Raw genomic sequence first — 20,468 nt, forward strand, 5'->3', positions numbered from 1 at the left:
TCACACCGTGTCAGCCCCTCCACTGGAGTACGTCATGTTCACCATCGGAGAGTTCGCCCGCCACGGCCGCGTCTCGGTCCGCATGCTGCGCCACTACGACGCCCTCGGCCTGCTGCGCCCCGCCCGCGTCGACCCGCACAGCGGCTACCGCAGCTACGACGCCGCCCAGCTCAGCCGCCTCAACCGCATCGTCGCGCTCAGGGACCTCGGCTTCAGCCTCGGCCAGATCGGTTCGATACTGGACGAGAAGCTGACCGCCGAGGAACTGCGCGGCATGCTGCGGCTGCGCCGCGCGGAGCTGGAGACCGCCGCCGCGGAGGCCGGTCGGCGGCTCGCCGGGGTGGAGGCGCGGCTCCGTACGATCGAGAGCGAGGGCCGCATGTCCGCCACCGACGTCGTCCTGAAGTCCGTCCCCGCCGTCCGGGTCGCCGAGCTGAGCGGCAGCGCCGCGAGCTTCGAGCCCGCCGACATCGGCCCGGTGATCCAGCCGCTCTACGACGAGCTGTGCCGCCGCCTGGACGCCGCGGGCGTCACGCCCACCGGCCCCGGCATCGCCTGGTACGAAGACGCCCCCGACGGCACCATCACCGTCCACGCGGGGCTCCAGGTCGGCGTCGAGCCTTCACCGGCGTACGACTTCACGGTCACCGGCCTCCCGCCGCTCGACACCGCGGCCACCGTCGTCCACCGCGGCGACATGGACGCCGTGCTGCCGACCGTCCAGGCCCTCGCCGCCTGGATCGACGAGAACGGCTACCGCTCCACGGGCTACCCCCGCGAGCTGTACCTCGAAGTCCACGAGTCCCACGCCGACTGGGTCACCGAACTCCAGGAACCGGTCACCCCCGCCTGACACCCGCCCGCCCGGGTGCCGGTGGCCTACGCCCCGCACCCGGCGGTCGTCCGAGTGGTCAGTCATGGGGAAGTCGTCACCGCCGATTCTCCGTAGGCTGAGATCCGGACCAGGTCAGACCCCGGAAAGGTACTGCTATGGCGGACGAGAAGAAGGCGGCCACGGCCGGCGGCGAGTCCTACGAGGGCTTCACCGAGGCGGAGATCGCGGCCATGAAGGACCGCGCGAAGGAGATCAGGAAGACCAAGCGCGGCGGCCCGAAAGCCGACCCGGTGGCCGAGCTGCTGGAGAAGATCGCCGAGATGCCCGAGTCCGACCGGACCATCGCCGGGAGGCTGCACACCCTCATCACCGAAGCGGCGCCCGAGCTGTCGCCGCGGCTGTGGTACGGGATGCCCGCGTACGCCGCCGGCGCCAAGAACGGCAAGGGCGGAAAGATCGTCTGCTTCGTGCAGGCCGCGGACAAGTTCGGCTCGCGCTACCTCACCCTCGGCTTCAACGACGCCGCGCACCTCGACGACGGCACCATGTGGCCCACCGCATTCGCCCTCACCGACCTGACGCCCGCCCACGAGAAGACGGTCACCGAACTGGTGAAGAAGGCCATGAGCTGAAGCCCCGCCTCTCCGGCCGTCCGGCGGCCCGGGCCCGTACCACCCGGCCGCCGGCGCGCCGCACGCTGTCGCCGCCGCGAGGTAGAATTCCCTGTTTCCCGCGTATCCCCCGGGCCCCCGGGGGTCCCCGAACCGGGCGCGGCAGCAGCGGCAGCAGTGGGAGGAGGTCCGCATGTCCTGCCTGATCGTGCAGTCGGACAAGACGCTCCTGCTGGAAGTGGACCACGAGCTGGCGGAGGAGTGCCGGCGCGCCATCGCGCCCTTCGCCGAGCTGGAGCGCGCCCCCGAGCACATCCACACCTACCGCGTCACCCCCCTCGGCCTGTGGAACGCACGCGCCGCGGGACACGACGCCGAGCAGGTCGTCGACGCCCTCGTCACCTACTCCCGCTACCCCGTGCCGCACGCGCTCCTCGTCGACGTCGCCGAGACCATGGCGCGCTACGGGCGGCTGACCCTCACCAAGGACCCCGCCCACGGCCTCGTGCTCTCCACCACCGACCGGCCGGTGCTGGAGGAGATCCTGCGGTCCAAGCGGATCCAGCCCCTCGTCGGCGCCCGGCTCGACGACGACACGGTCGCCGTCCACCCCTCCGAGCGCGGGCAGATCAAGCAGGCGCTGCTGAAGCTCGGCTGGCCCGCCGAGGACCTCGCCGGGTACGTGGACGGGGAAGCCCACCCCATCGCGCTGGTCGAGGACGGCTGGGGGCTGCGCCCGTACCAGAAACAGGCCGTCGAAGGCTTCTGGCACGGCGGCTCCGGCGTCGTCGTGCTGCCCTGCGGGGCCGGCAAGACCCTCGTCGGCGCCGGGGCCATGGCCGAGGCGAAGGCGACCACGCTGATCCTCGTCACGAACACCGTCGCCGCCCGGCAGTGGAAGAGCGAGCTGCTGCGCCGCACGTCGCTCAGCGAGCACGAGATCGGCGAATACAGCGGCGCCCGCAAGGAGATCCGGCCGGTCACCATCGCCACGTACCAGGTGCTGACCACCCGCCGCAAAGGCGTCTACCCGCACCTGGAGCTGTTCGACTCCCGCGACTGGGGCCTCATCGTCTACGACGAGGTGCACCTGCTGCCCGCGCCCGTCTTCAAGTTCACCGCCGACCTCCAGGCCCGCCGCCGGCTCGGGCTGACCGCCACTCTCGTACGGGAGGACGGCCGCGAGTCCGACGTCTTCTCGCTCATCGGGCCCAAGCGCTTCGACGCCCCGTGGAAGGAGATCGAGGCGCAGGGCTACATCGCGCCCGCCGACTGCGTCGAGGTGCGGGTGAACCTCACCGACGCCGAACGGCTCGCCTACGCCACCGCGGAAGCCGAGGAGAAGTACCGCTTCTGCGCCACGACCGACACCAAACGCAAGATCGCCGAAGCGCTCGTCGCCAAGCACGCGGGCGAACAGACGCTCGTCATCGGCCAGTACATCGACCAGCTCGACGAGCTGGGCGAGCACCTCGACGCCCCCGTCATCAAGGGCGAGACCACCAACGCCCGCCGGGAGAAGCTCTTCGACGCCTTCCGCAGCGGCGAGATAAGCGTCCTCGTGGTGTCGAAGGTCGCGAACTTCTCCGTCGACCTCCCGGAGGCGACGGTCGCCATCCAGGTCTCCGGCACCTTCGGCTCCCGGCAGGAGGAGGCGCAGCGGCTCGGCCGCGTGCTGCGGCCCAAGGAGGACGGGCACGAGGCGCGGTTCTACTCGCTCGTCGCCCGCGACACCATCGACCAGGACTTCGCCGCACACCGGCAGCGGTTCCTCGCCGAGCAGGGGTACGCGTACCGGATCGTGGACGCGGACGACGTCCTCGCCGGCGACGACGCCTGACGGCGGGCATCAACCGCCCTCTCGCCGTAAGCGGCTGAGAGTCACCGCGTACGCCGCCGCCTCACGCCGTCGTGTACCCGTACGCCAGCATCGCGTACGTCACCGCCGGCACCGCCAGCATCCCCAGCACCAGCGCCACCCCCCGCCGCTCCCGGCCCGTCTCCGCCAGCCGCCGCCCCACCGACTGCGCGACCGCGCCCGCCACCAGCAGCGTCAGCACCCCCAGGCCCAGCCCCGCGGCCGAGCCGGCGCTCATCTCCTGGATGCGGTCGCACGGGCCCGTGTGGTCCGGCGGCCCGCAGTACTCCCGCTCGCCGCGGAACAGCGGGATCATCAACGCCATCAACGCCGCCGGTAACGCCCCCAGCGCGTACGCCATCTGCCCCAGCGTCGTCGTCACGCCCACCCACGGCGGGCGGCTCAGCAGCGGCGGCTCCCCCAGTGACATCCGTACCCCCTTTGGACATACCTGCTGCCCCAAGGAGACGTGCCGAACGGAGACGGGGTTCCCGCGGCCCGGCCCCTCCCCCCGCGGTGGGGGCCGGGGCCGCGGGAAGCGCGGCGGGCCGGGGGCGGTGCCCCGGCCCGGAAGACCGGGCGGGCGTACCCGTCAGGCGTAGAACGCCGGGCGCTCCACGAGGTCCACGTCCACCACCGCGCCCGTCCGCTGCGCCTCGACCGTCGCCGCCGCGACCGCCGTGGCGGCGTAACCGTCCCAGGCGCTCGGGCCCGTGGCCGCACCCGCGGCCACCGAGTCGACCCACGCCTGCACCTCCACGTCGAACGCCTCCGCGAAGCGGCCGCCCCACTCCTGGTCGATCTCCGTGCCCACCCGCGCCGCCGCACGCACCTCCGCGCGCGCCGGGTCGGGCAGCCGGATCAGACCCGTCTCGCCGACCGTCTCGCACTGGATGTCGTACCCGTACTGGCAGTTGACGAAGACCTCCAGGTCGATACGGACCCCGCCGGCCGTCTCGAAGAGCATGAACTGCGGGTCCCGCAGGTGCGGGAAGCGGCGCTCCGTGGCACGCGGCAGGATGACCTGCGCCGACACGATCTCGTCGTCCAGCAGCCAGCGGGCCGCGTCGATCTCGTGCACGCCCGTGTCCTGCGCCGCCATCTCGGTCGTGTACCGCTCGGGCGCCGACCGGTTGCGGTGCGCGCAGTGCATCATCAGCGGCCGGCCGATGCCGCCGTCGGCGATGACGCGCTTCAGCTCCCGGTAGCCCGGGTCGTAGCGGCGCATGAAGCCGACCTGCACCAGCCGCCGCCCGAACGCCTCCTCCGCGGCCAGCACGCGCAGCGCGTCCTCCGCCGTCGTCGCCAGCGGCTTCTCGCAGAGCACCGGCTTGCCCGCGGCGATCGCGGCCAGCACGTGCTCGGCGTGCGCGGCGTGCCAGGACGACACCAGCACCGCGTCCACGTCGTCCGCGGCGATCAGCGACCCCGCGATATCGGCGGCGTCGGCGACCCGCGCCCCGCCCGCCTCCGCCGCGGCCTTCTCCGCCAGCGCCGCGTCGATGTCGGCGACGGCGCTGACGCGGGCACCGCTGATGACGCGGCTGACGCGCTCGATGTGCTCGCGGCCGATGGCGCCGGTGCCGACGACTCCGATGCGTACGGTCATGACTTCTTGCTCCTCAGTACTGGTTCTCAGCGGGCCGCTTCAGCGGGGGCGGCGCGTGCCGCTCAGGCCGACGCCCGCCAGGTAGTCGCGGGTTCGGACCGCGATCGGCAGCGGCACCTCCGGCTCGCACGGCCACAGGTCCTGCTCCACCACCACGAACAGCTCCGCGTCCAGGCCGGACAGCGCCGCCACGATGTCCCCCGGGTCCGGCACGCCCGCGGGCGGCTCGACGGCCACGCCGCGGCTGACCGCCTCGCTGAACGACAGGTTCTCGGCCCGGACCTGCTCGATGATCACCGGGTCCATCTGCTTGATGTGGACGTAGCCGATGCGCTCGGCGTACCGGCGGATGAGATCGAGGTTGTCGCCGCCGCCGTACGCGACGTGGCCGGTGTCCAGGCAGAGGTTGGCGTAGCGGGAGTCGGTGGCGTTCAGGAAGCGCTCGATCTCCGGCTGCGTCTGGATGTGGCTGTCGGCGTGCGGGTGGACGACGAGACGGACGTCGTAGTCGTCCAGGAGGATCTTGCCCAGATCGTCGGCGGCCTTGCCGAGCGCCGTCCACTGCGCGGCCGTCAGCTCCGGCGGCTCGGTGAAGTCGCCGGTCTTCTCGTCGCGGTACAGCGGCGGGATGAGCACGAGGTGGTGCGCGCCGGTGGCGGCGGTCAGCTCGGCGACGCGACGGACGTTGGCCAGCGTCTCGTCCCACTCGGCGGGGCGGTGCAGGGCGCCGAAGATCGTGCCGCCGGAGACCTGGAGGCCGCGCTCGGCGAGTTCGCCGGCGAGGCGCTGCGGATCGGTGGGCAGATAGCCGTACGGGCCCAGCTCCAGCCACTTGTAGCCGGTCTCGGCCAGCTCGTCGAGGAAGCGGGTGTACGGGACCTGGTGCTCCTCCTCGGGGAACCACACCCCCCAGGAGCAGGGGGCGGAGCCCAGGCACAGATTGCCGGCGGCGGGTCCCGCGGCGGGGCGCGGGGCGCCGGGTGCGTCGGTCATGAGGGTGCGGCCTCTCGGTGGTCGGGGCTCGTGACGGGGGTACGGGGTGCGGGGGTGCGGGGGGCGGGGGTGCGGGCGGGGCGGGTCAGTTGGCGGTCGGGAAGGCGAACGCCGCGCCGCGGGCCGCCGGGTTGCCTCCTGCCGGCCAGCGGGTCGTGACGACCTTCGGGCGGGTGTAGAAGCGCACGCCCTCCGGGCCGTGCAAGGGGCTGTCGCCGATGAGCGAGTCCTTCCAGCCGCCGAAGGAGTACGCGGCCATCGGCACCGGCACCGGCACGTTGATCCCGACCATCCCGACGTGCACCCCGCGCTGGAAGCGCCGGGCCGCGCCGCCGTCGCCGGTGAAGAGCGCGGTGCCGTTGCCGTACGGATTGGCGTTGATGAGCGCGATCGCCTCGTCCAGGGTGGCGACGCGGATCACCGCGAGCACCGGGCCGAAGATCTCCGTACGGTACGCGTCCATCGCCGCGCTGACGTGGTCCAGCAGCGTCGGTCCTGTGAAGAACCCCTCCTCGTGCCCGGCGACCTTCAGGTCCCGGCCGTCGACCACGACCGTCGCGCCCTGCGCCGCCGCCGAGGCGACGGCCCCGCTGACGCGCTCCTGCGCGGCGCGGGTGACGAGCGGGCCCATCTCGCTGGCCGGGTCGTCGCCGGGGCCGACGCGCACCGCGCGTGCCTTCCGCTCCAGCACCTCGACCAGCGGCTCCGCCGCGTCCCCGACCGCGACGGCGACGGAGATCGCCATGCAGCGCTCGCCCGCGGAGCCGTAGGCGGCGGCGACGAGCTGGTCGGAGGCGTACTCCAGGTCCGCGTCCGGCAGCACGACGGCGTGGTTCTTGGCGCCGCCGAGCGCCTGGACGCGCTTGCCCGCGGCGGTGCCGCGCTCGTGCACGTACGTGGCGACGGGCGTGGAGCCGACGAAGGAGACGGCGGAGACGCCGGGGTGGTCGAGCAGTGCGTCGACGGCGGTCTTGTCGCCGTGGACGACGTTGAAGACGCCGTCGGGCAGCCCGGCGTCCGCGTAGAGCTGGGCGATCAGGTTGGAGGCGGACGGGTCGCGCTCGCTGGGCTTGAGCACGAAGGTGTTGCCGGTCGCGAGGGCGATGGGGTGCATCCACAGGGGCACCATCGCGGGGAAGTTGAACGGGGTGATGCCCGCGCAGACCCCCAGCGGCTCGCGGAAGGAGAGGACGTCGACGCCGCGCGAGTACTGGTCGGAGTAGCCGCCCTTGAGGGCGTCGGCTATGCCGCAGGCGTACTCGACGACCTCCCGGCCGCGGACGATCTCGCCGCGGGCATCGGAGACGATCTTGCCGTGCTGGGCGGAGATGACGCGGGCCAGCTCGTCCTCGTGCCGGACCAGCAGCTCGCGGAAGGCGAACATGACGCGCATCCGCTGGGACAGCGAGCTGTCGCGCCAGGTGTCGTACGCCTTGGCGGCGGCGCTGACGGCGGCGTCGACGTCGGCGGTCTCGGCGAGCAGGACGCGGGCCTGCTCGCGTCCTGTGGCGGGGTCGTAGACGGGGGCGGTGCGGGTGGAGGTGGCGGCGGTGGCGCCGCCGGCGATCCAGTGCTCGATCGTGTGCATGAGGGTCTCGCTTAACTTGCCGGGGAAGTACGGGGTTGCTGGGCTGTCAGAGGTACGGGCGTTGGGCGCGCTTGCCGTCGCGGTACTCCTCGTACGCCTTGCGCGTGGACTCCAGCTCGGAGACCTCGCTGACCGGCACGTCCCACCACGCGGAACTCGGCGGGTTGGGCCCGGTCAGGTCGGTGACGACGTGCACCACCGTGGTGCGCTCCGCCTCCTTGGCCCGGACGAAGGCGTCCCGGAACTCCGCCACCGTCGTCGCCCGCAGCACGTCCGCGCCCAGGCTCGCCGCGTTCGCCGCCAGGTCCACCGGCAGCGGGCCGCCGTCCAGTTCGCCGGTGTCGGGGTTGCGCCCCGCGTACCGGGTGCCGAAGCGCTGCGAGCCCAGCGACTCCGACAGCGCGCCGATGGACGCGAAGCCGCCGTTGTCGACGAGGACGACGATCAGCTTCAGCCCCTCGGAGACCGCCGTGACGATCTCCTGGGAGAGCATCAGGTACGAGCCGTCGCCGACGAGGACGACGACCTCGCGGTCGGGGGCGGCGAGCTTCACGCCGAGTCCCGCGGCGATCTCGTAGCCCATGGTGGAGTAGGCGTATTCGACGTGGTACGCCTTCGGGTCCCGGGCCCGCCAGAGGGCCTGGAGGTCGCCGGGCATGGAGCCGGCGGCGTTGATGACGACGTCGCTGTCGCCGGCCAGGTCGTTGACGGCGCCGAGGATCTCGGTCTGCGCGGGCGGCGGGCCGTGGCCGCGCTCGGGGTGGTAGACGGCGTCGGTGGTGCGGCGCCAGGCGTCGGCGAGTTCGCGTACGCGCGCCCGGTGGGCGTCGTCGGCCTGCCAGTCGGCGAGTTCGGCGTCGAGCGCTTCGAGGCCCGCGCGGGCGTCCGCGACCAGCGGCTCTGCGGCGTGCTTGACGGCGTCGAGGCGGGCGACGTTGAGGTTGACGAACGCCACGTCGGGACGGGCGAAGACGGTGCGGCTGGCGGTGGTGAAGTCGCTGTAGCGGGTGCCGACGCCGAGGACCACGTCGGCCTCGGCGGCCAGCGCGTTGGCGGCGGCGGTGCCGGTGGAGCCGAGCGCGCCGACGGCGCAGGGGTGGTCCCAGGGCACGGCGCCCTTGCCGGCGTGGGTGTCGGCGACGGGGATGCCGGTGCGTAGCGCGAAGGCCCGCAGTTCCTCCCACGCCTCGGAGTACACCGCGCCGCCGCCGGCGACGAGCAGCGGCCGGCGGGCGCCGCGGAGCAGCGCGACGGCGCGGGCCAGCGCGGCGGGTTCGGGTGCGGGACGGGGCACGTGCCAGACGCGGCGGCGCAGGAACGCCACGGGCCAGTCGTACGCCTCGGCCTGGACGTCCTGCGGCAGCGCGAGGGTGACGGCGCCGGTCTCCGCGGGGTCGGTGAGCACCCGCATCGCGGCGAGCGCGGCGGGGATGAGCTGCTCGGGGCGGTCGACGCGGTCGAAGTAGGCGGAGACGGGGCGGAGTGCGTCGTTGACGGTCACGTCGCCGTTGCGGGGGTCTTCGAGTTGCTGGAGCACCGGGTCGGCGGCGCGGGTGGCGAAGACGTCGCCGGGGAGGAGGAGGACCGGCAGGCGGTTGGTGGTGGCGAGGGCGGCGCCGGTGACCATGTTGGTGGCGCCGGGGCCGATGGAGGAGGTGCAGGCGTAGGTCTGGAGGCGGCCCGCCATCTTGGCGTAGGCGGTGGCGGAGTGGACCATGGCCTGCTCGTTGCGGGCCAGGTGGTACGGGAGGTCCGCTTCGCCGGTACGGGCCGCCTGGAGCAGCGCCTGGCCGACGCCGGCGACGTTGCCGTGGCCGAAGATGCCCCACATGCCGGGGATGAGGCGGTGTTCGACGCCGTCGCGTTCGCTGTACTGGCCGGCCAGGAAGCGCACCAGCGCCTGGGCGGTGGTGAGCCTGACGGTCCCGCCGTCCTTGGTGCTCGTCACGTCGCTCGTCACGTCGCTCGTCGCGTCGCTCATCGCGTCCCTCCTCCGAACGGCAGCCTCGGGTCGGTGTCCTGGTCGTCCCAGGTGCTGCGGATCCAGCCGTGTGCCGGGTCGTCGCAGATGAGCCAGGCCCGTTCGGCGCCGGGGCCGGCCATGACGTTCAGGTAGTACAGGTCGTAGCCGGGTACGGCCATGGAGGGGCCGTGCCAGCCGTGCGGGATGAGCACGGTGTCGCCGGTGCGTACCTCGGCGAGTACGTCCAGCGGCCGGTCGGCGGTGCCGTAGACCCGCTGGTACGCCATGCCGGGGCCGCCGCCGGGGCCTTCGGCGACCTCGAAGTAGTAGATCTCCTCCAGCTCGCTCTCCTCGCCGGGGCGTGCCTCGTCGTGCTTGTGCGGCGGGTAGGAGGACCAGTTGCCGCCGGGGGTGAGTACTTCGCAGACGAGGAGCCGGTCGGCGTCGAAGGTCTGGGGGAGGCAGTAGTTGTGGACCTGGCGGCTGCAGGTGCCGGCGCCGCGGAGTTCGACGGGTACGCCGGCGGCGGGACCGTACCGTACGGGCAGACGCCGTTCGCAGCGGGCGGAGGGGAGCGCGAAGCGGCCGCCTCCGGTGCTGGTGATGCGGACGTCGGTGTCGCGGGGGACGTAGGCGAAGTCGGTGGGTTCGCCGAAGACCCCGGGGCGGCCGGTGAGGTCGAGGCGCCGGCCGTCGGCTTCGACGGTGCAGCCGCCTGCCAGGGGGAGCACGAGGTGTTCGGCGTCGCCGGTGGCGAGGGTGTGGCTCTGGCCGGGGGCGAGTTCGAGGATGCGCAGGCCGGAGTAGCCCCAGCCGGCGGTCCCGGGGGTGATGTCGGTGCGGTACGGGCCGGAGGCGGCGCCGCCGCCGGGTACGTACAGCGTCTCGTTGGTGCCGTTGGTGCCGTTCACAGCAGGCTCACCGCCCGGTCGACGGCCCCGCTGACGTCGCCGTCGGCGGGGTAGAGCAGCGAGCGGCCCACGACGAGCCCTTGCACGCCGGGCAGCCGCAGTGCGCCGCGCCAGGCGTCGAAGACGGCGCGCTGGCTGTCGGCTCCGCCGGCGTCGCCGCCGAGGAGGAGCACGGGCAGGGTGGTGGCGGCGACGACGCGCTCCATGTCGGGGACGACGGGCAGCTTCAGCCAGGTGTACGCGCTGCGCCGGCCGAGCCCGGAGGCGATGGAGACGGACTTGACGACGGCGTCAGGGGTGAGGTCGTTGCGTACGCGACCGTCCTGCCAGCGGGACAGGAAGGGCTCGACCATGGCGATGAGGCGCCGGTCGGCGAGGGCGTCGACGGCGCGGGCGCTGGATTCGAGGGTGGCGGCGGTGGCGGGGTCGTCGAGGGCGATGCGGGTGAGCATCTTGCCGCCGTCGAAGCCCATGGCGTCGATGGTTTCCGCGTCGTAGCCGGTGAAGCGGTCGTCTATCTCGAAGGCGGAGCCGGCGAGGCCGCCGCGGTTCATGGAGCCGAAGACGGATTTGCCGTCGAGGACGCCGAGGAGGAGGAGGTCTTCGAGGATGTCGGCGGTGGCGAGGACGCCGGTGACGCCGGGGCGTTCGAGGGCGAGGCAGAGCCGTTCGAGGAGGAGTCCGCGGTCGGCCATGGCGTGGGCGTCGCCGCCGACGGCGTTGGCGCCGCGGGCGGGGTGGTCGGCGGCGATGATCATGGCCCGGCCGGGGTCGCCGTCGCCGAGGGGCGAGGCCGCGGGGCGGCGGGCGGCTGCCGCGGCGGCGATGGCCTCGGGGTTGTGGACGCGGGTGGCGGTGAGGTCGCCGGTCTTGTCAACGGTCATGCCTGGGTCTCCGGGGAGTGGGCGCGTACGCGGGTGGGTGCGGTCGTGGCTGCGGTGCGGACTTCGATCGTCGCACTGCTCGACCGCGAACGCCGCGTACGCTGCGTGCGCGTGCTGTCACTGGGGCGGCCTACCCTTGGGCGGGTGCGTGGGGGAGGTGCGGGGCGTGGCGGGCGTGGGGGTGGGGTCACGCCCGGGTCTCCGCCGCGCGCAGCCTGGCCTCCACCTGTGCCGCCGTGGGCATCGCGTCGGAGCACGCGAGTTCGCCCGCCACGTGGGCTCCGGCGGCGTTGGCGAAGGCGATGGTGCGGTCCAGTTGCCAGCCTTCCAGCATGCCGTGGATGAGGGCGCCGCCGAAGGCGTCGCCGGCGCCGAGGCCGTTGACGACGTCGACGGGCACGGGGGGCACTTCTGCTTCCGCGCCGTCGCGGTGGACGGCGAGGACGCCACGGGGGCCCTGTTTGACGACGGCGAGTTCGACGCCTGTCGCCAGCAGGGCCCGCGCGGCGGCGCGCGGTTCCCGCTCCCCCGTCGCGACCGCGCACTCCTCCAGGTTGCCGACGGCGACCGTGGCGTGGGCCAGCGCCTGCCGGTACAGCGCGCGGGCGGGCCCGTCGGCGGACGCGCCCGCGCCCTCGGGCCAGAACATGGGACGCCAGTCGAGGTCGAAGACGGTGTGTGCCGCGCGGCTCCGGGCTTCGAGCGCCGCGAGCGTCGCGGTCCTGGAGGGTTCCTCGCTGAGTCCGGTGCCGGTCATCCAGAACACCCGGGCGGCGCGTACGGCGTCCATGTCCAGTTCGCCGGCCGTCAGGTCCAGGTCGGGTGCCTTGGGGTAGCGGTAGAAGTAGAGCGGGAAGTCGTCCGGCGGGAAGATCTCGCAGAACGTGACGGGTGTGGGCAGTGCCGGTGAGGTGCCGACGAAGTCGGTGCCGACCCCGTATCCGCGCAGCGCGTCGCGGATGAAGGTGCCGAAGGGGTCGGCGCCCGTCTTCGTGATCACCGCCGCGCCGTGCCCGTAGCGGGCGGCGGCGACGGCGACGTTGGTGGCGCTTCCGCCGAGGTATTTGCCGAAGGTGCTGACCTCCGCGAGGCTGACGCCGGTCTGGAGTGGATAGATGTCCACTCCGACGCGCCCCATGGTCACCACGTCGTACGGCTTCGGCTTCGGCACTGCCACTCCCAACTCTCTTACTCCTTCACTGCTCCGGTGAGCATTCCCTCGATGAACCGCCGCTGCAGCGCTATGTAGACGACCACGACGGGCAGTGCGATGAGCACGGCCGCGGCGGCGAGCAGCGAGGTGTCGGAGGTCTGCTGTCCCTGGAAGAAGGCCAGTCCCAGCGGTACGGTGCGCAGTCCTTCTTCGCTGATCATGACCAGGGCCATGAGGAACTCGTTCCAGGTCCACATGAAGGTGATGACGATCATGGTGGTGATCGCCGGCCGCCCCATGGGGACGAGGATCCGCCACAGCGTGGTGAAGCTGTTCGCACCGTCGACGCGGGCTGCTTCCATGACGGATTGTGCGCTGTTGCGGAAGTAGGTCCGCATCCAGAACACGCCGAACGCGAGGGACTGCGCGGTCTGCGGCAGGATCAGCGCCCAGTACGTGTCGGTGATCTCGTAGTGCCGCAGGTCGAAGTAGAGCGGTACGACCAGCGCTTCCTGCGGCAGCGTGAGGCCGATGACGAACACGTAGAAGAGGACGTTGGAGCCGGGGAAGCGCATCACGCCGAAGGCGTACGCGGCCAGGATCGACAGCACGGTCGCGACGGTGACCACGACCACGGCCACCAGGATCGAGTTCCCGAGGTAGGTGCCGAAGTGGCCCTGGCTCCAGGCGTCGGAGAAGTTGCTCCAGCTCAGGCCGCCTTCGGGCAGCGAGAACCCGGTGTTGAGCGAGCCCTTCTCGCCGAACGCGGTCGACAGGATGCCGATGACGGGCGTCAGGGAGATGACGGCGAAGATCGACAGGATGCCGTACGTGAAGGTGCGTTCGATCTTGGTGCTCATGAGCGCCGCCCTTCGACGAGCCGGGAGACCGTGACGGTCAGGGTGAAGATCAGCACGGTGAGCGCGACGCCCACGGCGGCGGCGGAACCGACCTGGTTCAGCTCGAAGGCGCGGTGGTAGACCTCGTACGCCGGTACGGAGGTGGCCTCGCCGGGCCCGCCGCTCGTCATGACGTAGATGAGGTCGAAGTTACGCAGTCCGGCGACGATCGTCAGGGTCAGCGCGACGGCTATCTCGGCGCGCAGCGCGGGCAGCGTGACGGCGAAGAACTCGCGGAACGCGCCCGCGCCGTCCAGCCGTGCGGCCTCGTACAGCTCCTTGGGGATGCGCTGGGCACCGGCCAGGAAGAGGACGAGACACAGACCGGTCATGACCCAGGTGCCGACGATGCCGACGGCGGGCAGCGCCCAGTCGTAGTCGCCGAGCCAGGGCCGGGCCAGGGAGTCCAGGCCCACGGCGCGCAGGACGTCGTTGAGGAGCCCGTCGGGCGCGAGTATGGACTGCCACGCGACGCCGACGACGACCATCGCCAGCACCTGCGGCAGGAACAGCACGGTGCGGAAGAACGTCATGCCCCGTATGCGTATTCGGGACATGGCGGCCGCGAGCAGCAGGCCGATACAGACGGGGAGCGCGGAGTAGAAGATCAGCAGTACGAGTGCGTGCCCGAAGGGGGCGCGCAGGGACGGGTCGGTGAATATGTCGGAGTAGTTGGAGAACCCGGCGGAGGTGGCCCGGGTGAGGCCGTCCCAGTGCAGGAACGACAGCCACACGGACTGCCCGAAGGGGACGAGCAGGAACAGCGCGTAGACGACGAGCGCGGGCAGGACGTACAGGTATCCGACCGCACGTGGTTCGCCCGGCGCGCGGCGGCCGTAGCCGGCGGTGAGGGACTTCATCACGACCCCGCAGGCTCGGAGCCGGCGCCGTCGCCGCGCTGCTTCTCCATGAACGGCCCGTAGTCGTCCTGGAGCTTCTTCGCGAAGCCGTCGGGCGAGGTCTTGCCGGCGATGAGGTCCTGGAGTCCGGCGGAGACGGTGTCGTAGAACGTCGGCGTCGAGTAGTCCAGGTACGGGACGAGGCCGTCGTCGGCGTTCAGCCGCTTCCAGGCCGCGATCATCTGGCCGTCGGGGCTGTCGGGGTCGACTTCGTCGGCGGCCTTGCCGGGTACGGCCGGCAGCACGCCGTTCTCCGTCATGACGTCGGCGGCGTGCTCGTCGGTGATGAAGTCGAGGTACGCGGCGGCGACGTCGGGGTGCGCGGACTTGGAGGTGACGGACCACGACAGGCCCTGGCCGCCGGTGGTGGTCGGGTTGCCGCCCTCGCTGGCGGGCGGCGGCGCCATGACGCCGAGGTTGTCGCCCATGGGCTTCTTCAGGTCGGCCTGCAGCCAGGTGCCGGCGATCAGGTATCCGCCGTCGCCGCCGGCGAACTGCTTGTAGGAGTCGTCGTAGCCGCGGCCGTTGGCGTCCTTGGGCAGATAGCCCTTGTCGATCCAGTCGGCGAGTTCGGCGGCGGCGTCCTTCGTGTACGCGTTGTCGAAGCCGTCACCGCGGCCGAGGACGGTGTCGCGCGCCTCGGCGGCGCCGTGCTGGTCCTGGAGCACGCCGAAGTTGTGGATGGCGGGCCACTGGTCGAGGTTGCCGAACTGGATGGGCAGTTCGCCCTTGTCCTTGAGGGTGGCGAGGCTGTCCGTGAACTCCTTCCAGGTCTTCGGCGGCTCGATGCCCGCGTCGGCCAGCTTCTCCTTGTTGTAGTAGACGCCGATGAACTCGCCGGTCTGGGAGATGCCGTAGAGCCTGCCGGTGCCGAACTGCTTGCCGTCGGCGGAGACCCGGTTGAGGTTCAGCAGGGTGTTGGGATAGCGCGTGTTCCAGTCGTAGACGCCCGCGTAGTTGTCGAGCGGCATGAGCAGCCCGGCCTGCACGAAGGCGACCATGTCGGGGTAGCCCTGGTTGGCCTGGACGATGTCGGGCGGCTTGTTGCCGGACAGGGCGAGCTTCAGCGTCGTCTTGAGGTCGTCGAAGCTCCGGGAGACCCGCTTGATCTTGACGTTCGGGTACTTCTCCTCGAACTCCTTGTTGAGCTGTTCGAGCTCGGCGTTGGTGCCGCCGCGGACCTCCTGGTCCCATACGGTCAGCGTCACGTTCCCCGCCTTCGACGGGTCCGGTACGCCGCCCGCGCCGCCGGCGCCCCCGCCATCGACGGCGCCGGAGCCGTCGGTGCCGGGCACGCAGCCGGCGGCTATCACGGCAAGTCCCGCGGCGAGCGCGGCGGGCACGAGTGCCTTGGTCCGCTTTCTACCGCCGCCCTTGTTGCGCAATCCCATCAGAACTCCTTCGTTCTACTCGTCCCGGAAGCCGATGGTCGGGATGGCCCGCCGGCGCGGCCGCTGCCGCACCAGGGCCGGGACCAGGCCGTCCAGGAAGTCGTACCGCCGGGCCACCTCGGCGGCGTCCGCGTCGCCGGCCTTGGCGCCGGCGGCGGCCTCGATCCACCACGCGGCCACCTCCGTCCAGTCGGGCGCGGACAGCGAGCCGCCGAAGTGCTGTACGGACAGCGCGGCGGTGAGGTTGGCGAAGGCGAGCCGGTCGGCGAGCGGCCAGCCCGCCAGTGTTCCGGTCATGAAGCCGGCGACGAACACGTCGCCGGCACCGGTCGGGTCGAGGGCGTCCACGAGCAGGCCGGGGACGTCGGCGGTCTCGCCGGTGACGCCGTCGACGGCGACGGCGCCGTCGGGGCCCTTGGTCACCACGGCGATCGGCACCAGCTCGGCGAGGGCGCGTACCGCCTGCTCCGGGGAGTCGGTGCGGGTGTACTGCATCGCCTCGGCGGCGTTGGGCAGGAAGGCGTGGCTGTAGCGCAGCCCGGTCAGCGCGTCGAGGTCCCAGCGGCCGGTCTCGTCCCAGCCGACGTCGGAGAAGACCCGCGAGCCCTGCTCGTGCGCGTGCCGTACCCACTCCTCGTCCCGGCCCGGCTCCAGCGACGCCATGACGGAGCGGGCGCGCGGGAGCGTGGCGCAGACGGGGGGCGGCGCGGGGTGCTCGTGCGTCACCATGGTGCGCTCGCCCTCGTACGCCATGGAGACCGTGACCGGCGAGTGCCAGCCGGCCAGCCGCCGCGACGGGCTGAGGTCGACGCCTTCGCTCTCCGACAGGCTCTCCCAGCAGTAGTCGCCGTAGAGGTCGGTGCCGAAGCTCGCGCTGAGCGTGGTGCGCAGCCCGAGGCGGGCGAGCGCGGTGGCCATGTTCGCGATGCCGCCCGGGCTCGAGCCCATGCCGCGGGCCCAGTTCTCGCTGCCGCGCACGGGCGCGCCTTCGAGTCCGGTGAAGACGATGTCCATGAACACGGTGCCGGTGAGGAGAACGTCGTGCTCAGGATCGCCGGGAGCGCGTGTGCCCGCCAGCGGGTCGATCGCTGTGCGGACCGCCGAGGGTGTGCTCAACGGCGTGCCCTTCCTGCTCGTGGTTCACATTGAGCGACACCTTGCACCGCCGCGACAGAATTTGCAAGAGGTCACTCACACTCGCGCAAACTCGCTCACGTGGAGTACATTGCGGTCCATGCTGCGAGAGACGCGCCACGAGAAGCTGCTCAGCATCCTCGGCGACGAGGGCGTGCTGCCCGTACGGGACATCGCCAAGCGGCTCGGCGTCAGCGAGGCCACGGCCCGCCGCGACCTCACGGAACTGGGCCGCGCCGGCCGCCTCACCCGGGTCTACGGCGGCGCGGTGGCGGCCCGCGCGGACGACGAGAGACCCTTCGCCGAGGTCGCGGACGACGACCCCGGCGGCCGGGAGTCGGTCGCCACCCGCGCCGCCGAGCTGATCGAGGACGGCGACGTGGTGCTGCTCGACATCGGCACCACCACGCTGGCCCTGGCGCAGCGGCTGCGCGGTCGCCCTGTGACGATCGTCACCAGCAATCTCGCGGTCTACGAGGAACTGCGCGACGACCACGCGGTCACCCTGATCCTGCTCGGCGGCGAGGTCCGGCGGAACTACCGCTCGGTCGTCGGCGTGCTCACCGAGTCCAACCTCCGTGAGCTCTACGTCGGCCGCCTCTTCCTCGGCGCCAGCGGGATCCTCCCCGACGGCAGCGTGCTGGACAGCACCCACGTCGAGGTCCCCGTCAAGCGCGCCATGATCAAGGCGTCCCGGCAGGTGGTGCTGCTCGCCAGCGCGGGCAAGTTCCCCGGCGACTCGGGGCTCGTCCGCATCTGCGGCCCCGAGGACGTGCACATGCTCATCACGAACACGTCATCGGACCCGGTGACCCTCGCCGCCTTCGGCGAGGCCGGTGTGGAGGTAATCACGGTATGAGGCTGACAGTGCTGGGCGGCGGCGGGTTCCGCGTGCCGCTGGTGTTCCGGGCCCTGCTCGAAGACAGCGGCGACGAGTCGGGGCGGTGCACGGAGCTCGTCCTGTACGACACGGAGCCGCGGCGCCTGGAAGCCATCGGTGCCGTCCTCGCGCAGCACGCGGCGGACGGGGAGGCCAGAGGCGCCCGGCCGCCGGCGGTCCGTACCACCACCGACCTCGACGACGCCCTGCGCGACACGGACTTCGTCTTCTCCGCCATCCGCGCCGGCGGCCTCGAAGGCCGCAGCCTCGACGAACGCGCCGCGCTGACCGAGGGGTTGCTCGGCCAGGAGACCGTCGGCGCCGGCGGCGTCCTGTACGGTCTGCGCTCCGTACCCGCCGCCATGCACATCGCCGAGCGGGTCGCGGCCGTCGCCCCGAACGCCTGGGTCATCAACTTCACCAACCCCGCAGGCATGGTCACCGAGGCCATGCAGCGCCTCCTCGGCGACCGCGTGATCGGCATCTGCGACTCCCCCGTCGGCATGGCCCGCCGCGCCGCCCGCGCCCTGGGCGTCGACCCGGAGCGCACCGAACTCGACTACGTCGGCCTCAACCACCTCGGCTGGCTGCGCCGCATCCTCGTCGACGGCGAGGACCGCCTCCCGGCGCTGCTCGCCGACCCGGCGACGCTGGAGTCGTTCGAGGAGGGCAAGCTCTTCGGCGCCGAGTGGCTGCAGGCGCTGGGCTCGCTGCCCAACGAGTACCTGCACTACTACTACTTCAACCGCGAGGCCATCGCCGCCCTGCGCGACGCGCCCGCGACCCGCGGCGAGTTCCTGCGCGAGCAGCAGGCGGCGTTCTACGCCGCGGCGGCCGCCGACCCGGGCGAGGCGGCGGCGGCGTGGGAGCGCACGCGCAAGGAGCGCGAGGCGACGTACATGGCGGAGAGCCGGGAGAGCACCGGCGGCTGGCAGCGCGACACGTGCGACCTGGACGGCGGCGGCTACGACCGGGTGGCGCTGGCCCTGATGCGCGCCATCTCCCGCGACGAGCACGCCACCCTGATCCTCAACGTCCCCAACCGCACCACGATCCCGGGGCTGGACGCGGAGGCGGTCATCGAGGTCCCGTGCCGCGTGGACGCCCAGGGCGCCCACCCGATCCCGACGGGCCCGGCGGCGGCGGACCAGTTGGGCCTGATGCTGACGCTGAAGGACGTGGAGCGCGCCACGATCGCGGCGGCGGACACGGGCAGCCGCGCGAAGGCCCTCCGGGCGGTGGCCCTGCACCCCCTGGTCGACTCGGTGAACGCGGCCGACCGCGTCCTGACGTCCCGCGGCATCTGACAGCCCCGCCGGCCTGAGGGGGCGGCCGGAGGGGCGGCCCGAGGGGGGGCGGGCACGGGGGCCCGAGGGGGGCAGCCGGGCAGGGGGGCCCGAGGGGGCGGCCCGGCACGGGGGCGCCGGTCGGCGGGACCGGCGCCCCCGTCGGCGTCAAGGCGGCGAGGTAGGTCACTCGTTCGAGGGGCAAGATCGGCGTACCCGGTGGGTACGCTGGTCGTACGGGCGAGGATCCGGCGCATGGAAGCACCTGCCATGAGCGTGGCACCGAAGAAGCCGGGGCACACGACCCCGGCATGGCCGATGCCGCCTTCCGGCGGCTATACGGCCGACGACCTGGACACGCTCCCCGACCTGCCTCCGCACACGGAGCTGATCGACGGGAGCCTCGTTTTCAGGACGCCGCAGACCATTTTCCACAGCGTGACCATTCGCATGCTGGAGAACAGTCTCCTGCGTACAGCCCCGGACGACCTGACTGTGCTGCGCGAGATGACGGTCGTGATCAGCCGGCAGCAGCGGCCCGAGCCCGACCTCATCGTGGTCCGGAGGGACGCGGCGGCGACACTTGCGCAGACCAGTTTCCAGGCCCAGGACGTGCTCCTCGCCGTCGAGGTCGTCTCGCCCGAATCCGTCGATCGCGACCGGGAGACCAAGCCGCTGAAGTACGCGAAGGCGGGCATTCAGCACTTCTGGCGTGTCGAGAGAAAGCGCGAGCAAGCAGTCGTGCACGTTTACCAGTTGGACGATGCCACCCGGAACTACATGCTCACGGGAATTCACACCGACCGGCTGAAGCTCTCACTCCCGTACGAGATCGACATCGACCTCACCCTCACGTACTGACCGGCGGGCCGCTGCGGGTGGCTCCGCTCAGCGGCGGCACACCCTCGTGACCAGGACCTTCCAGCCCTCCGCCAGCGCCCGGAGGTAGCGCGTGGCCTCCCCCTCCTCCTGGGCGGGCGTCGCGAGGTAGAGCAGCACCGGGCCCTCCAGGGCCGCGGCGAGTTGCAGGGTCAGGGCGTCGAGGTGGTCCGCGGCCACGCCTGACTGTTCCAGCAGCAGGCGGATGTGCATCCGCGTCAGTCCCGGGCCCGCCGGCACCGGGACGTTCTGGCCCAGTGCCGCGCGCGCCACCGCGTGGTGGTCGAGCAGGAACGTAATGCGCCCCTGGCCGTACGCGATCAGCCGGTCCACCGGGTCGGCCCCCGGGCCCAGCGGTGGCGGGCCGGAGAGCACGCGCTGCTGGAAGCCGCGTTCCTCCTCGTCCAGGAGCGCCACGAAGATCCCCGCCCGCGTACGGAAGCGGCGGTAGACCGTGCCCTTCCCCACCCCGGCCTGCTCCGCGAGGCCGTCCATGGTCACGTTCTCTGCGCCCGCCTCGGCGATCATCCGGCGGGCCGTATCCAGCAGCAGCCTGCGGTTTCGCGCCGCGTCCGCGCGCTCCGCGCGGGGTCGCTCCAGGGGGATCAGGTCACCGTCCACGGTCGCCACCGTATCGTCAGGAATATAACCGGGGTAAAGTCCGCTTATGCTGGATCGCGATCCCGCGCAACACG

General features: G+C 72.2%; 19 protein-coding genes. 6 read left to right on the forward strand and 13 right to left on the reverse strand.

Going from position 1 to position 20,468, the window contains the following annotated elements; translation table 11 throughout:
* The first annotated feature begins 34 nt into the window (after nucleotides 1-34).
* The 3 genes from OG946_RS14725 to OG946_RS14735 all read left to right on the forward strand — a co-directional run bounded on the left by OG946_RS14725 (nucleotide 35) and on the right by OG946_RS14735 (nucleotide 3,286).
* Nucleotides 35-853: a MerR family transcriptional regulator gene (locus OG946_RS14725; RefSeq protein ID WP_326800254.1), complete on the forward strand. Its 819-nt coding sequence runs from the start codon at nucleotides 35-37 to the stop codon at nucleotides 851-853.
* A 137-nt stretch (nucleotides 854-990) separates the two neighbouring features.
* A complete protein-coding gene (locus OG946_RS14730) occupies nucleotides 991-1,467 on the forward strand; it encodes an iron chaperone (protein WP_326796569.1) in 477 nt (158 codons plus the stop codon).
* Nucleotides 1,468-1,639: 172 nt separating this feature from the next.
* Complete coding sequence (locus tag OG946_RS14735) at nucleotides 1,640-3,286, forward strand: DNA repair helicase XPB (protein ID WP_326796570.1); 1,647 nt, start codon at nucleotides 1,640-1,642, stop codon at nucleotides 3,284-3,286.
* 61 nt (nucleotides 3,287-3,347) lie between these two features.
* Here the strand turns inward: OG946_RS14735 and OG946_RS14740 are convergent, their stop codons facing one another.
* The 12 genes from OG946_RS14740 to OG946_RS14795 all read right to left on the reverse strand — a co-directional run bounded on the left by OG946_RS14740 (nucleotide 3,348) and on the right by OG946_RS14795 (nucleotide 16,710).
* Nucleotides 3,348-3,734 (reverse strand): hypothetical protein, encoded by a 387-nt coding sequence (locus OG946_RS14740; RefSeq protein WP_326796571.1) that lies wholly within the window; start codon nucleotides 3,732-3,734, stop codon nucleotides 3,348-3,350.
* Between the two features lie 162 nt (nucleotides 3,735-3,896).
* Nucleotides 3,897-4,913, reverse strand: a complete 1,017-nt coding sequence (locus OG946_RS14745; RefSeq protein WP_326796572.1) for a Gfo/Idh/MocA family protein — start codon at nucleotides 4,911-4,913, stop codon at nucleotides 3,897-3,899.
* 39 nt (nucleotides 4,914-4,952) lie between these two features.
* Nucleotides 4,953-5,906 (reverse strand): TIM barrel protein, encoded by a 954-nt coding sequence (locus OG946_RS14750; RefSeq protein WP_326796573.1) that lies wholly within the window; start codon nucleotides 5,904-5,906, stop codon nucleotides 4,953-4,955.
* A gap of 85 nt (nucleotides 5,907-5,991) precedes the next feature.
* Complete coding sequence (locus tag OG946_RS14755; protein WP_326796574.1) at nucleotides 5,992-7,494, reverse strand: CoA-acylating methylmalonate-semialdehyde dehydrogenase; 1,503 nt, start codon at nucleotides 7,492-7,494, stop codon at nucleotides 5,992-5,994.
* A 46-nt stretch (nucleotides 7,495-7,540) separates the two neighbouring features.
* On the reverse strand, nucleotides 7,541-9,475 hold the full coding sequence (iolD, locus tag OG946_RS14760; protein WP_326796575.1) for a 3D-(3,5/4)-trihydroxycyclohexane-1,2-dione acylhydrolase (decyclizing): 1,935 nt from the start codon (nucleotides 9,473-9,475) through the stop codon (nucleotides 7,541-7,543).
* Nucleotides 9,472-10,368 carry a 5-deoxy-glucuronate isomerase gene (gene iolB / locus OG946_RS14765; protein WP_326796576.1) on the reverse strand — a complete coding sequence of 299 codons (897 nt, stop codon included), beginning with the start codon at nucleotides 10,366-10,368 and terminating at the stop codon, nucleotides 9,472-9,474. Before iolB ends, iolD begins: the two co-directional genes overlap by 4 nt.
* Nucleotides 10,365-11,252 (reverse strand): Cgl0159 family (beta/alpha)8-fold protein, encoded by an 888-nt coding sequence (locus OG946_RS14770; RefSeq protein ID WP_326796577.1) that lies wholly within the window; start codon nucleotides 11,250-11,252, stop codon nucleotides 10,365-10,367. Before OG946_RS14770 ends, iolB begins: the two co-directional genes overlap by 4 nt.
* A 187-nt stretch (nucleotides 11,253-11,439) precedes the next feature.
* The gene (gene iolC / locus OG946_RS14775) at nucleotides 11,440-12,429 is read right to left on the reverse strand and encodes a 5-dehydro-2-deoxygluconokinase (RefSeq protein WP_326796578.1); all 990 of its coding nucleotides are present in this window, start codon (nucleotides 12,427-12,429) and stop codon (nucleotides 11,440-11,442) included.
* 11 nt (nucleotides 12,430-12,440) lie between these two features.
* Nucleotides 12,441-13,265 (reverse strand): carbohydrate ABC transporter permease, encoded by an 825-nt coding sequence (locus tag OG946_RS14780; RefSeq protein ID WP_326796579.1) that lies wholly within the window; start codon nucleotides 13,263-13,265, stop codon nucleotides 12,441-12,443.
* Nucleotides 13,262-14,164: a carbohydrate ABC transporter permease gene (locus tag OG946_RS14785; RefSeq protein ID WP_326796580.1), complete on the reverse strand. Its 903-nt coding sequence runs from the start codon at nucleotides 14,162-14,164 to the stop codon at nucleotides 13,262-13,264. Before OG946_RS14785 ends, OG946_RS14780 begins: the two co-directional genes overlap by 4 nt.
* Nucleotides 14,164-15,594 (reverse strand): extracellular solute-binding protein, encoded by a 1,431-nt coding sequence (locus tag OG946_RS14790; RefSeq protein ID WP_326796581.1) that lies wholly within the window; start codon nucleotides 15,592-15,594, stop codon nucleotides 14,164-14,166. Before OG946_RS14790 ends, OG946_RS14785 begins: the two co-directional genes overlap by 1 nt.
* A 15-nt stretch (nucleotides 15,595-15,609) precedes the next feature.
* The gene (locus OG946_RS14795) at nucleotides 15,610-16,710 is read right to left on the reverse strand and encodes a carbohydrate kinase family protein (RefSeq protein ID WP_326796582.1); all 1,101 of its coding nucleotides are present in this window, start codon (nucleotides 16,708-16,710) and stop codon (nucleotides 15,610-15,612) included.
* Between the two features lie 118 nt (nucleotides 16,711-16,828).
* Between OG946_RS14795 and OG946_RS14800 the strand changes: the two genes are divergently transcribed.
* The 3 genes from OG946_RS14800 (at nucleotide 16,829) to OG946_RS14810 (ending at nucleotide 19,755) form a co-directional block, all read left to right on the forward strand.
* Nucleotides 16,829-17,587, forward strand: coding sequence for a DeoR/GlpR family DNA-binding transcription regulator (locus OG946_RS14800; RefSeq protein ID WP_101423916.1), 759 nt, complete (start codon nucleotides 16,829-16,831; stop codon nucleotides 17,585-17,587).
* Complete coding sequence (locus OG946_RS14805) at nucleotides 17,584-18,915, forward strand: 6-phospho-beta-glucosidase (RefSeq protein ID WP_326796583.1); 1,332 nt, start codon at nucleotides 17,584-17,586, stop codon at nucleotides 18,913-18,915. The genes OG946_RS14800 and OG946_RS14805 overlap by 4 nt, the downstream gene beginning before the upstream one ends.
* A 249-nt stretch (nucleotides 18,916-19,164) precedes the next feature.
* On the forward strand, nucleotides 19,165-19,755 hold the full coding sequence (locus OG946_RS14810) for a Uma2 family endonuclease (protein ID WP_326800255.1): 591 nt from the start codon (nucleotides 19,165-19,167) through the stop codon (nucleotides 19,753-19,755).
* Between the two features lie 27 nt (nucleotides 19,756-19,782).
* On the opposite strand, the gene OG946_RS14815 is transcribed toward OG946_RS14810, so the two are convergent.
* Nucleotides 19,783-20,403 carry a TetR/AcrR family transcriptional regulator gene (locus OG946_RS14815; RefSeq protein ID WP_326796584.1) on the reverse strand — a complete coding sequence of 207 codons (621 nt, stop codon included), beginning with the start codon at nucleotides 20,401-20,403 and terminating at the stop codon, nucleotides 19,783-19,785.
* Nucleotides 20,404-20,468: the final 65 nt, after the last annotated feature.

It is taken from the genome of Streptomyces sp. NBC_01808 (assembly GCF_035917395.1).
Lineage (GTDB): Bacteria > Actinomycetota > Actinomycetes > Streptomycetales > Streptomycetaceae > Streptomyces.

Excerpts from the sequence above, each read along its gene's own strand:
- OG946_RS14780 (WP_326796579.1), bottom strand. The coding sequence starts at position 13,265 with ATGAGCACCAAGATCGAACGCACCTTCACGTACGGCATCCTGTCGATC.
- OG946_RS14735 (WP_326796570.1), top strand. The coding sequence starts at position 1,640 with ATGTCCTGCCTGATCGTGCAGTCGGACAAGACGCTCCTGCTGGAAGTG.
- OG946_RS14745 (WP_326796572.1), bottom strand. The coding sequence starts at position 4,913 with ATGACCGTACGCATCGGAGTCGTCGGCACCGGCGCCATCGGCCGCGAG.
- OG946_RS14755 (WP_326796574.1), bottom strand. The coding sequence starts at position 7,494 with ATGCACACGATCGAGCACTGGATCGCCGGCGGCGCCACCGCCGCCACC.
- OG946_RS14725 (WP_326800254.1), top strand. The coding sequence starts at position 35 with ATGTTCACCATCGGAGAGTTCGCCCGCCACGGCCGCGTCTCGGTCCGC.
- OG946_RS14800 (WP_101423916.1), top strand. The coding sequence starts at position 16,829 with ATGCTGCGAGAGACGCGCCACGAGAAGCTGCTCAGCATCCTCGGCGAC.
- OG946_RS14810 (WP_326800255.1), top strand. The coding sequence starts at position 19,165 with ATGAGCGTGGCACCGAAGAAGCCGGGGCACACGACCCCGGCATGGCCG.
- OG946_RS14750 (WP_326796573.1), bottom strand. The coding sequence starts at position 5,906 with ATGACCGACGCACCCGGCGCCCCGCGCCCCGCCGCGGGACCCGCCGCC.
- OG946_RS14730 (WP_326796569.1), top strand. The coding sequence starts at position 991 with ATGGCGGACGAGAAGAAGGCGGCCACGGCCGGCGGCGAGTCCTACGAG.
- OG946_RS14790 (WP_326796581.1), bottom strand. The coding sequence starts at position 15,594 with ATGGGATTGCGCAACAAGGGCGGCGGTAGAAAGCGGACCAAGGCACTC.
- OG946_RS14805 (WP_326796583.1), top strand. The coding sequence starts at position 17,584 with ATGAGGCTGACAGTGCTGGGCGGCGGCGGGTTCCGCGTGCCGCTGGTG.
- OG946_RS14770 (WP_326796577.1), bottom strand. The coding sequence starts at position 11,252 with ATGACCGTTGACAAGACCGGCGACCTCACCGCCACCCGCGTCCACAAC.
- OG946_RS14740 (WP_326796571.1), bottom strand. The coding sequence starts at position 3,734 with ATGTCACTGGGGGAGCCGCCGCTGCTGAGCCGCCCGCCGTGGGTGGGC.
- iolD (WP_326796575.1), bottom strand. The coding sequence starts at position 9,475 with ATGAGCGACGCGACGAGCGACGTGACGAGCGACGTGACGAGCACCAAG.
- OG946_RS14785 (WP_326796580.1), bottom strand. The coding sequence starts at position 14,164 with ATGAAGTCCCTCACCGCCGGCTACGGCCGCCGCGCGCCGGGCGAACCA.